Origin of the sequence: Mycobacterium gordonae, from assembly GCF_017086405.1 — a bacterium.
GTDB classification, from domain to species: Bacteria; Actinomycetota; Actinomycetes; order Mycobacteriales; family Mycobacteriaceae; genus Mycobacterium; species Mycobacterium gordonae_D.
Map to the genome: position 1 here is coordinate 4910935 of NZ_CP070973.1, position 12442 is coordinate 4923376.

Sequence of the window (12442 nt, forward strand, 5' to 3'; positions counted from 1 at the left end):
CGGAACCACGCCGATCAGGCCCCCGATCAGGCCCCGATCAGGTAAGGAGTGGGGATGAAGAAGCTACTCGCGGGAGTGTCCGCGGTGGGGATTGTCGCGGCCACAGGATGTTTCGGTGGTGCACCCGCATGGGCCGACGAAACGCCGGCCGAACCCGCGCCGGGAGCTGGCACGGCGTACGCGCTGGGGGGCGCGCACGTGCTGGGCATCCCGTATGACGAGTACATCCGCCGCGAAGGCGCCGAATGGTTTCCGGGCTTGCGGCGACAGATCGTCGACTATCCCGCCGGCCAGGTGCAGGGCCACGTGTTGGGGCGATTGTTTCCGGGCATCGGCCGGCTGGATGAGATGTTTCCCGGACTGGGCGCGGACGGACCCAGCGTCGGCGAATCGGTAGAGGTCGGCGCGGACAACCTGGATGCAGCGATCCGCCAGGGTGGTCCGGGCACGACGATCGGTCTGTCCGAGGGTGCGCTGGTGCTCAACGCCCTGCAGGCCCGGCTCGCCAATGACCCGACCGCTCCCCCGCCAGACCAACTGACCTTCGCCACGTTCGGCGACCCCGTTGCGCGCCATGCTTTCGGTCAGAGCTTCCTGACCGCCATGTTCCCGGTCGGCAGCGTCGTTCCCGCACTCGACTATCCGGTGCCGCCGCCCGTCGAGAGCCAGTACGACACCAAGATGTTCATCTCTGCCTACGACTCGATCGCCGACTTCCCGGACCGGCCGGACAACTGGATGTCGCTGGCCAACACTTTGGTGGGGCTGATGACCGGCCACACCGCGGTGGCGTTCACCAACCCGAGCATGGTGCCGCCGCAGAACATAAGGACGACGGTCAACTCACGGGGCGCCACGACGACCACGTACCTGATTCCCGAGCGGCACCTCCCGCTGGTGCTGCCGTTCCAATACGCCGGGGTGCCGGAGCAGACGCTGAACGAGCTCGACTCGGTGCTGCTGCCCATGGTCAACGCGGGCTACTCGCGCAACGACGATCCGGAGACCGCGCCCGTTCAGGTGGACCCGGTCAACGGCTATGACCCGGCGGCCGTCACGGCACCGGCCACCCAGGCCACCTTCGGCGGCGGTGCGGACCCCCTCTCGCAGATCCTGTCGGGTGCCATGTCGGTGCTGAACCGGGGTGCTCGCTGACGCCGAACGCCGACGGCGATAATGGCTCCCGTCAACCGGAGCAAAGGAGCTCCGATGAGCACAGCCAGCCCGGACCGTCCCCTGCGCGTCATCCAATGGACGACGGGAAACATCGGGCGCCGCTCCTTGCACGCCATCATCGGACGTCCGGACCTGGAACTAGTCGGCGGCTATGCCCACGGGACGGACAAGGTCGGTGTCGATGCCGCCGAGCTGGCGGGCTGGCCGGAGCCGACCGGGGTGCGGGCCACCAGCGACATCGCCGCGCTGATCGCGTTGGGTGCTGACGCGTGTTGCTATAACCCGTTGTGGCCCAACATCGATGAGCTGGTGCGGTTGCTGGAAGCAGGGGTCAACGTGTGCACCAGCGCGGCCTGGATCACCGGCGGCAAGCAGACGGCGCAGGACCGTGAGCGCATCGTCGCTGCCTGCGAACGCGGCAATTCGACCATCTTCGGCAGCGGCGCGCACCCGGGAATGACGAACATGGTCGGCATGGTGCTGTCCGCGTCCTGCGAGCGCGTCGACGAGATCCGGATCACCGAGTCGGTCGACTGCTCCACCTACGAGTCGGCGGGAACCCAGACGGCGATGGGCTTCTCGCAGGACCCCGACACGCCGGGACTGGCCGAGAGCGTGCGACGGGAAAGCGAAGTGTTCGCCGAGTCCGCCGCGATGATGGCCGATGCCATCGGTGCCCGACTGGACCGGATGACCTTCGACGTCACATTCACCGCCGCTACCGGAGACACCGATCTGGACTTCATGACGATCCCCGCCGGAACGGTCGGCGGCGTCTACGGATATCACCGCGGCTGGCAAGGTGACCGCAACGTCGTCAGCGTCGGATTCAACTGGACGATGGGCGATCACGTCGTCCCACCCAAGCCGCTCGAGCACGGGCACGTCATCCAGGTGTTCGGGTTGCCCAACATGCGCACGGTGCTGCACTGTCTGCCGCCGAAAGACTGGACCGAACCCGGCTTCATGGGCCTGGGCATGATCTACACGGCGATGCCGGTCACCAACGCCATCCCCGCGGTGGTAGCCGCCAGGCAGGGCATCGTGACGCTCGCGGACCTGCCGCCGGTTACCGGCCGGGTGGCGCGCTGATTGTGCCGCTGGGCATCCGAGCGCAACCCCGGGGAACGTTGGCGTCCACTAACGGTTAACATACTTAGCCGAGCAAACATTCTGCCGGATTTGTCGTGCCGGGGAAGCACGCTCTCCCGCGGGGTGTTGCAACCCTGAGTTGGGGCAGGAGACTCGTAAAGGGCGGTGGCGATGAAGGCTGGTGCGATCGCGGGTCCCACTACCCGCTTGCTGCGGAAGGCGTGGATACCTCTGGTTCTGGTGGTGGTGCTCGCCGTCGCGGGACTGGTGGTGTCCCGGCTGCACAAGATCTTCGGGTCCGAGGACCTCAACGCCAACGCCGGCGCGGGCATCGAGATCGTGCAGTTCAACCCCAAGATCGTCAAGTACGACATCTTCGGGCCCGCCGGAGCCATCGCGAACATCAACTACTGGGACGCCGACGCCAACACCCACCAGGTCAACGCCGCGCCGCTGCCGTGGTCGTTCACCATCTCGACGACGCTGCCCTCGGTGAGCGCCAACATCATGGCCCAGAGCGACGGCAGCCGGATCGGCTGCCGCATCACCGTCGACAACGTGGTGAAGGAAGAGAAACAGTCCGACGGCGTCAATCCCCAGACCTTCTGCCTGGTGAAGTCGGCATGAGCGACCTCAACCACAGATCTGCCGCCGACGACACCACGCCGATCGCCGTCCAACCCCCCGCCACCGAAGAGCGCCGCCACCGGCCCCTCATCCCTCACACCATCCGCATCTTCGCGGTGCCGATCATCATCGCGTGGGTGGTGCTGACCGTCCTGGTCAACGTCATCGTTCCGACGCTGGAAAAGGTCAGCGAACAACATTCGGCGCCGATGACGCCGGAGGACGCACCGTCCATGGTGGCGATGATGCGACTGGGCCACAATTTCAAGGAATTCGATTCCAACAGCACGGTGATGATCGTGCTGGAGAGCAAGCAGCCCCTCGGCGATGACGCACACCGCTACTACGACAACGTGATCCGCCAGCTGCGCCAGGATCACGAGCACATTCAGCACATCCAGGACTTCTGGGGTGACCGGCTGACCGCGGCGGGAGCCCAGAGCGCCGACGCCAAGGGCGCCTACGTGATGCTGAACCTCGCCGGCAACCAGGGCACCACGCTGGCCAACGATTCCGTGGAAGCCGTCCGAAAGGTGTTGGAGCACAACCCGCCACCACCCGGGGTGAAGTCCTACGTGACCGGGCCCGCGGCGCTGTCCGACGACATGCACATCATCGGCAACGCCAGTCTGGCCACCATTACGCTGTTCACCCTCGGTGCGATCGCGCTCATGCTGTTGCTGGTCTACCGATCGATCGTCACCACCCTGGTCCAGCTGTTCATGACCTTCGTCGCGCTGGCCTCGTCACGCGGAATCGTGGCAGTCCTGGGCTACCACAACGTCTTCGGCCTCACCACGTTCGCCGCCAACATCCTGACCATGCTGGCGATCGCCGCGGGCACCGACTACGGCATCTTCCTGATCGGACGCTATCAGGAGGCGCTGCGCGCGGGTGAGGATCGAGAAGGCGCTTACTACACCACCTTTCGCGGGGTGGCTCCGGTCGTCCTGGGCTCGGGCCTGACCATTGCCGGCGCCACGTACTGCCTGAGCTTCACCCGGCTGCCCTGGTTCAACACCATGGGCGCGCCGGTGGCGATCGGCATGTTGGTGGTGGTGCTGGCCGGCGTCACACTGGGGCCAGCGGTGGTGTTCGCGGGCAGTAGGTTCCATCTTTTCGAATCCAGGAGCACGGCCCGGCAGGGGCGGCTGTGGCGGCGTGTCGGCACCGCGGTGGTGCGTTGGCCCGCACCAGTTTTGGCAGTCAGCGCCGCGATCGTCCTGATCGGGATGGTGGCCCTGCCGAGCTACGTGACGAGCTACAACGACCGGTACTATCTCCCGGCCTCCGCCCCGTCCAACCTCGGCCAGCAGGCCGCGGACCGGCACTTCTCACAAGCGCGGATGGACCCGGACATGCTGATGGTCGAGGCCGACCACGACATGCGCAACCCCGCCGACATGCTGGTGCTGGACCGGGTGGCCAAGAACGTGATGCGCACCGTCGGCATCGCCATGGTGCAGGACATCACCCGGCCGCTGGGCATCCCGATTCAGCACAGCTCCATACCTTTTCAGAACAGCATGCAGAGCCAGACGACGATGCAGAACATGGCGTTCCTGCAGGACCGCATGAAGGACATCACCAAGATGGCCGACGAGATGCAGTTCATGATCGAAACCATGGAACGCATGTACAAGGTGACGACGGAGCTGTCCAACGCCGCCGACGACAGCGCCAGAACCACCGCGGAGACCGCCGAGATCACCAACCGGCTGCGGGACCACATCGCCGACTTCGACGATTTCTGGCGTCCGATCCGCAGCTACTTCTACTGGGAGAAGCACTGCTTCGACATTCCCATCTGCTGGTCGTTGCGGTCGCTGTTCGAGTCGTTGGACGGATTCGACCAATTGGCAGGGCAATTCGACTTGCTGACCAAGGACATCCAACGCACGGCGGATGCCACCCGCTCGATGCTGGTGCTGATCCCGCCGATGATCACCACGATGAAGACGACGAAATCCCTCACGCTGACCATGCAGGCGACGTTCTCGGCGATGCTGGACCAGATGAAGGCGCTGAGCGACACCGCCGTCGTCATGGGCCAGAGTTTCGACGCCGCCAAGAACGACGACTTCTTCTACCTGCCGCCCGAGGCGTTCGACAACCCGGATTTCCAGACGGGCCTGCGCATGTTCCTGTCGCCGGACGGCAAGTCAGCGCGATTCTTCATCACTCACCAGGGCGATCCGATGACGCCGGAAGGCATTTCCCGCGTCGACGCCGAACGGACCGCCGCGCAGGAGGGACTCAAGCAATCCTCCCTGTCCGACGCGAAGGTGTACCTGGGGGGCACCGCGGCGACGTTCAAGGACATGCACGACGGCGCCAAGTACGACCTGATGATCGCCGTGGTGTCGGCGCTGACGCTGATCTTCATGATCATGCTGCTGTTGACCCGCAGCGTGGTGGCGGCGCTGGTGATCGTGGGCACCGCGGCCAGCTCCATCGCCGCCTCGTTCGGGTTGTCGGTGCTGATCTGGCAGGACCTGTTCGGCATCAAGATCCACTGGATCGTGATGGCCCTGTCGGTGATCATCCTGTTGGCCGTCGGCTCCGACTACAACCTGTTGCTGGTGTCCCGGTTCAAAGAGGAAATCCATGCCGGGCTCAAGACGGGCATCATCCGGTCGATGGCCGGCACCGGCGGGGTGGTGACCGCTGCGGGCCTGGTGTTCGCCTTCACCATGGCGTCGATGCTCGGCAGTGACCTGCGGGTGCTCGGCCAATTCGGCTCCACCGTCTGTATCGGCCTGCTGCTGGACACCTTGATCGTGCGCACGCTGCTGATGCCCTCGATCGCGACGTTGCTGGGCCGGTGGTTCTGGTGGCCGCAGGTGGTGCATCCCAGGGGCAGCGACAATGTGTTCGTCCCGGCCAAGGCGGTACCCCGCTGACTCGGCCGGGCCACGCACCCTAGACCGGCACCAGCAGCCAGGGCACCGCGAGCTTCGTCACGTCGGCGATCAGCGCGTCCGAGGTGGGCGCCTCGGGGTCATTCGAGCGGGTTCGCGTCATCACCGCCAACAAAACTCGCTCGCCGTGCGGCCCGGAAGCGACCCCGATGTCATTGGTGCTCGCGTAGTCACCAGAACCGGTCTTGTCCGCGATTGACCATCCGGGCGGCAAGCCCGCGCGGATGCGGCGGTCCCCCGTGACGATGGTGCGCATCCACTCCTCCAGTTGGGCCCGGTGCGGTGCGTCCAGAACATCCCCGGTGAGCATGGTGAGGAAGCCGGTGCCCATCGCCCGGGGGCTGGTGGTGTCCCGTGGGTCGCCCGGATAGGCGGTGTTCAGCTCGGTTTCCCAGCGCACCATCGACGTCCGGTCATCGCCGACCGAACGGGCGAACGCGGTCACCGACGGCGGGCCGCCCAACATGGCGAGCATCAGGTTGGTTGCGGTGTTGTCGCTGTGCCGCACCGCCGCCGCACACAGCTCCGAAAGCGGCATTCGTTCGCCGATGTGGGCTTTGGTGACCGGTGAGGCGACGGGGACGGCAGCGGCGGGGTCGATGTAGACGGTGTCGGTGAGCCGCAGTTCACCGCGCTGATCTTGCTGCAAGATCTGGGCTGCCACATAGGCCTTGAACGTCGAGCAGGTGGCGAACATGTCGTCAGCGCGATAACCCAGCTCGCGTCCGGAAGCCGGATTCAGTCCGAACAGTCCGATCGAGGCGTTGGAGCTCGCCTCGAGCGCGGCGAGGCGGGCGTCGATCGGCGGCCACGGTTCCTCGGTGTCCAACAGGATCGGGGGGTCGGGCCGCCGCGGATTCCCGGCGGCCACCGCCGCCGTCAAGGCGGCAGCGGCCACGATCATTCGTCGGCGGGGAAGACCCATGATGCTCCTCGGGTGGGGGACAAAGCTCACCGACGTTACCGGCGACGGTGACGGAAGCCGGGGCCGGCGCGGCGAGCTGTGGCGAGCGTCACGCGGGATCGCCATTTGAATACAAAATTCGCGACTGGGCACATTGCACTGCGAAATAGGCATTCTGCACAGGTATTTTAGGCATTGTGCACAGATTCATTAAGCAGAATGCACAGCCACAGTAGGAATCTGGCCAGTCCCCTGACGTCACCCATATGCGCGTGTACAAATTATGTCGATACGCGGTGCAGGTACGGGTTGCGCAATAAACTTACCCCTAAATTGACGCTGCCGTCGATGGGGTTTCGGCGGCTTATGGTCTGAGCAAAGGGCGCACAGTTGAGCTTTTTCATTCTTCCGCCGGAGGTCAACTCCGCTTTGTTGCACGCTGGTGCGGGGCCAGAACCCATGCTGGCGGCCGCGACCGCCTGGGAGGGGTTGTCCGCCGAGCTGAGCACGGCGGCGACGGAGTTCTCGTCGGTGACCTCCGGGCTGGTGTCCGGGTCATGGCAGGGCGCCTCGGCCGCGGCAATGGCCGCGGCGGCGGCCCCGTACGCGGGGTGGTTGGACGCGGCGGCAGCCGCCGCCGAGTCGTCCGCAGCGCAGGCCAGGGCGGTGGTGGCCGCCTTCGAAGCGGTGCTGGCCGCCGCGGTGCGCCCGGAGGTCATTGCCGGGAACCGGTCGCAGTTCGTCGCGTTGGCGCTGTCCAATATCTTTGGCCAGAACACTCCGGCCATCGCGGCCACGGAGTTCGACTACGAGCTGATGTGGGCCCAGGACGTGGCCGCCATGGCCGGCTACCACCTCAATGCCTCTGCGGTGGCGTCGGCGTTGCAGACGTTCACCGAGCCGGCGCAGGCGCTTGGCGGGCTTCCGAACGTGGTGAGCGCCGCCAGTACTGCAGCTGCGGCGGCCCAAGGATTTCTCACCTCGGGTACCGCGAGCCTGGCTAGGGGTGCGCTCGGCGCGGCTAGCGGCCCGGCCTTACTCAATCCGGGCAGATTGCTTTCCGGTTTGCTCGGCGCGACCGGTGGTCCCTCCTTCGACCTCTTCCCGATCACCCTTCCCCTCGAACTGAACGTCGCAGGAGCCGTCGGCCCGATCACCATCGAACCGATTCAGATCCTTCCGACCATCCCACTGAACTTCCACCAGACCTTCCTGCTGGGACCGCTGACCGTTCCACCGATCCACGTCCCGGCAATCCCGTTGGTGGACTTCAGCATTCCGATCGACATCGGCCCCCTGAGGGTGTCGCCCATCACCCTGGTGCCGGCCATCGAGTTCCCCAGCCAGATCATCACAATTCCCGGATTCAACCTGGTGCCGGGCGGCATTCAAACGTCCGGGCTGTGGGCGGGGCCCCTCTTGCTGAGTCAGGGCGTCTTCATCAACCCGGGCGTCAATCCCATTGCCGCGCAACTGAGCTACACGACCCCTGCGCTCACCCTGTTTCCGGGCGGTTTGAGCATCCCCGATGCACCGCTGCACTTCGATGTCGGTATCAAGGCCGGCACCGGGGCCTTCACCATCCCCGGCTTCTCCCTGCCCGAGAATGCCATTCCGCTGACGATCAGCACGGCCGGCCAGATCGACGGCTTCAGCACGCCGAGAATCACTATCGACGCAATCCCTGCGTCATTGGACACCGTCGTCCGCGCCGATCGCGTGGTGCCCCTGTTCCCACTTCCGTCGATTCCGCTCACGATCACGGCCAACGGCACCGTGGGACCCGTCCACGTCGCACCCATCGCCATACCGCAGGCGCACGCCGCGATCACCAACGCGACCGTCAGCATCGGCAGCTTCACCGTTCCCGAGATCGCCATTCCGCAGATACCGCTGCATGCGACGGGCACCGTGGCCCTGGCCCAGAACACCATTTCCTCGGTCAACCTTCTCGACCCGCTCAGTTTCACCGGGCAGCTCCAGCTCGGCCCGATCAGCGGCCCGAACGCGCACATCGACATCGCCAGCATGAGTCTGGGCAGCGGCCTGCCCTCTCTTGTTCTGAGAAACATCAATGTCGCGGTCGACGCCCTTTTCTACGGCCCGCAGACTCTCGATCTGGCGACCACCCCACTGGCACTGCCCGACATCAGCATTCCCGCACAGAACATCCTCACTCTGGGCCTGGGCGGCGGCATCGATCCCATGACGTTGCTCCCGGGTGGCCTCACATTCCCGGAGAACTCGGTCAGCCTCACCAATTTCTCCGTCGGCTCAGATCCGTTCACCGTTTTTCCGGACGGCTTCCGCATCGATCAGTTCCCCTTCAAAATCAACGCCACGGTGCTCTCCCCGACCCCGGTGCCCACCACCGGCAGCGTCGGTCCCATCCATATTCCGGCGGCGCCGCTCATCCAGCCGATCCGTGCGGGCGGAACCGGCACCATCAACCTGAACCTCGGCTTACCCACTATTCCCACCCCCGCTATCGGCCTGGGCTTGAACGGCATCACGAACTATGGGTTCATCACGCACGAGCCCATTGTCATTCCGCCGTTCGGCACCTCCGGAACCTTTGCCACCGAACCAATCGGTATCAACGTCAACATCGGTTCCATACCGTTCACTCTCCGGGGCATACCGGTGATAGGCGGACAACTCGAAGGAAACGTTTTCGCCTTCGTCGTCAATCAGGGTATCGATGCAATGACGGTGCCGCTCGATTTCATGACGTCCTCCATCGCCATTCCGCCGCTTTCTCTGGGCGGGTCGATTCCAATCGATATTCCATTGGACATCGTCTCCGCCGCCACCATCCCGGGCATCGGCTATACACAGTCGATTCCACTCAACTTCGCGACAGAAATACCGCAGTTCACCATTCCCGAAACACTTATTCCCGCAATCCCGATCGGATCGAACCTCGCCCTGCCGGGGAGCATCGGGCCGCAACTGGGCGACGTGGTGACTTCCGGTGCGACCTGGCTCCAGCAGCAATTGATGAACGCGGGACTGGGCAACGTCGGTGTGTACAACTTCGGCAGCGGCAACCTGGGCAGCCTCAACCTCGGCAACGGCAACATCGGCAGCTACAACCTGGGTGGCGGCAATATCGGCGATGCCAACATCGGTTGGGGCAACGGTGCTTTAGGCGCCATGGTGGGCAAGAATGTCGGCCTCGGCAACGCCGGGTCGGGCAACTTCGGGTTCGGCAACGCCGGGTCGGGCAACATCGGTTTCGGCAATACCGGCACCGGCAACGTCGGCATCGGCCTGGTCGGCGACAACCAGAACGGTTTCGGCGGTTGGAACTCCGGGACCGGCAACATCGGCCTGTTCAACTCCGGCACCAACAACGTCGGATTCTTCAACTCGGGCAGCAACAACATCGGTATCGGCAACTCCGGCGTGGGCAGCACCGGCCTCTTCAACGCCGGCAACTTCAGCAGCGGATTGGGCAATGCGGGCGAGCGCAATCTCGGCTTCTTCAACGCGGGTAACGCCAACCTCGGCGCGCTGAACCCCGGCAATGTCAACTCCGGCCTGTTCAACAGCGGCGACGGCAACGTCGGGTTGGCCAATTCGGGTGACTTCAACGACGGGATATTGATCTCCGGCGACCACAGCATCGGCGCACTCTTTACCGGTGACTACCAGAATGTGGCCGACCCCAACCTGGGGATCACCCTTCTGGACATCAACCAGAACCTCGGTCCCGTCCACATCGACCCTATTCACGTTCCAGGGTTGCCGATCAACATCAACGAGACCATTTACATCAATTCCTTCACCGTGCCGCAGATCGACGTGCCAGCAATACCGGTGGAAATCCACCAGGGCGTGGCGCTTCCCGCCATCACCCTCTTCGAGGGCCTCAACATGCCGGCGCAGCAGATCGTGATTCCGCTCAACATCCCCGCCAGCACCGGATCGACGCTGCAGCTTCCGGCGATCGGCTTCAACGCCCAATACAAGCCCGACAACCTTCCCCCGTGGTCGTTCGGGCAATTCGCGATCAGCCAGCAACTGAACACCCTGGGACCGACCGCCGGCATCCTCGTCCAGACCGGCGCCACCGATGCCCGGACCGGTGCCGTCACGCTGAACCTTCCAGCGATCAATATTCCGCGAATCGCGACCTCCCCGATTCCGCTGACCATCGACACCCACGGCGGCATTCCCGCCTTCACCCTGTTCCCCGGCGGAATGTCCATCCCGCAGAACCCGATTCCGGTCACTTACACGCTGACCGGCGGCCTGCAGCCGTTCACGATCTTCCCCGATGGCTACACGATCGACCCCATTCCATTGCACCTGCACCTCGACGCCACCCTGCTCAATCCGATCGACGGTATTCCTCCGTCACTCAACCTGGTCGATTTCCAGTTCTCCGGCGGCATGGGCCCGGTGAAGATCCCGGACCTCCCGATTCCCACCATTCCCCTGGGCCTCAATTTCGGCCTGAGTCATGGGGCATTCACCATCCCGCCGATAGAGCTTCCGAACATCCCGATCGACATCACCGGCGACATCGGCCTGGGCCCGATCGGCATCCCGTCCCAAACCATTCCCGCGATCTTCAACGACCCGTTGGCAACCGTCCATTTCGACGCGTTCAAGACTGCGGTGACGAAGATATCGCCATTCGTCATATGGACCAGCGGCAATGCGCCCTGGGACCCGATCCCCGCCCCCACCGGCGCATACATTTCGATCGGTTCGCCACCGCTGACCGACCTGCTCTTCGTCAACCCCCTAGTCCTCGGCAGCGCGACCCAGGATCCGTATTCGATAGTCTTCAGCGGCGGGACGTACGCCTTCAACACGCCGGCCGTGATGATCGACAGGATCCCGCTGGGGTTCCGATTGCCGGGCGGTGTCGACGGCGCCACGATCTTCCCGAACGGGCTGACCTTCCCGGCCAACAACCTGGTGGACCTCAATCTCGCCGCCGGGCCCAAAGGCTTCACCATTCCCGCCCGAACCATCCCCGCCATCCAGGCCAGCTTGGACGCCATCGTCAAACTGGCCACCCCGGACAACCTGCTGCCGCCATACAAACTGCTCTACGTCACCGCCAACGGAGGCATCGGCCCCGCCGTACTCCCCTCGTTCCACATTCCGTCGATCCCGCTGGGCTTCGACCTCGGCGGCGGCATCGGTCCGATCACCATCCCGTCCTTCTCCACACCGCCCATTCACCTGGGACTCGACCCGAGCGCAACCGCGGGCCCGGTCTCGATGCAGCCCATCAGCATCCCCCGGCTGACCGCCGACGCGTTCCTGCATTTCGATCAGATCAAGACCGGGCTCGCGACCACCACCGGCGCGATCTATTTCAGTGGAGGCGTCGTCCCGCAGATCAATCTCGGGGGGTCCAGCACCAGCACGACTCCTGCATGGGAAATCCCCTGGTTCACGGTCTCGACCCCGCCAGGGGGAATCCCCGGATTCTCGATCCCGGTGGACCCGATCGAACTCGGCCTGCCGCTATCGGTGACCATCCCGTCGCTGACCTTCCCGGGTCTGACCATCCCGCGAATTCCGTTGGGACAGGCGCTGTCCGGCGCTTTACCCGCGTTCGATCTGCCGTCGATCACGATCGACCGGATTCCGATCAGTTTCGCCGGCCCGCTCACCCTGTTCTAGACGAGGCATCGATGATCCCCCATCCGATCAGCCGCACAGCCCACTTGCCCGCTTCCACCGAAGACTGATTCAG

The 12442-nt window shown here is 64.6% G+C and carries 6 protein-coding genes; 5 read left to right on the forward strand and 1 reads right to left on the reverse strand.

Annotated features, from left to right (window positions below):
* Window positions 1-54 precede the first annotated feature (54 nt).
* The 4 genes from pe (at window position 55) to JX552_RS20895 (ending at window position 5798) form a co-directional block, all read left to right on the forward strand.
* Complete coding sequence (gene pe, locus JX552_RS20880; RefSeq protein WP_205873806.1) at window positions 55-1155, forward strand: acyltransferase PE; 1101 nt, start codon at window positions 55-57, stop codon at window positions 1153-1155.
* Window positions 1156-1209: 54 nt separating this feature from the next.
* Window positions 1210-2268 carry an NAD(P)H-dependent amine dehydrogenase family protein gene (locus JX552_RS20885; RefSeq protein ID WP_205873807.1) on the forward strand — a complete coding sequence of 353 codons (1059 nt, stop codon included), beginning with the start codon at window positions 1210-1212 and terminating at the stop codon, window positions 2266-2268.
* Window positions 2269-2439: 171 nt separating this feature from the next.
* Window positions 2440-2895 (forward strand): MmpS family transport accessory protein, encoded by a 456-nt coding sequence (locus JX552_RS20890; protein WP_205873808.1) that lies wholly within the window; start codon window positions 2440-2442, stop codon window positions 2893-2895.
* Window positions 2892-5798 (forward strand): MMPL/RND family transporter, encoded by a 2907-nt coding sequence (locus JX552_RS20895; RefSeq protein ID WP_205873809.1) that lies wholly within the window; start codon window positions 2892-2894, stop codon window positions 5796-5798. The genes JX552_RS20890 and JX552_RS20895 overlap by 4 nt, the downstream gene beginning before the upstream one ends.
* 19 nt (window positions 5799-5817) lie before the next feature.
* On the opposite strand, the gene bla is transcribed toward JX552_RS20895, so the two are convergent.
* Entirely contained in the window at window positions 5818-6744 is a 927-nt protein-coding gene (gene bla / locus JX552_RS20900) for a class A beta-lactamase (RefSeq protein ID WP_431196000.1), read from the reverse strand.
* A gap of 366 nt (window positions 6745-7110) precedes the next feature.
* Between bla and JX552_RS20905 the strand changes: the two genes are divergently transcribed.
* Window positions 7111-12369: a PPE family protein gene (locus JX552_RS20905; RefSeq protein ID WP_205873811.1), complete on the forward strand. Its 5259-nt coding sequence runs from the start codon at window positions 7111-7113 to the stop codon at window positions 12367-12369.
* Window positions 12370-12442: the final 73 nt, after the last annotated feature.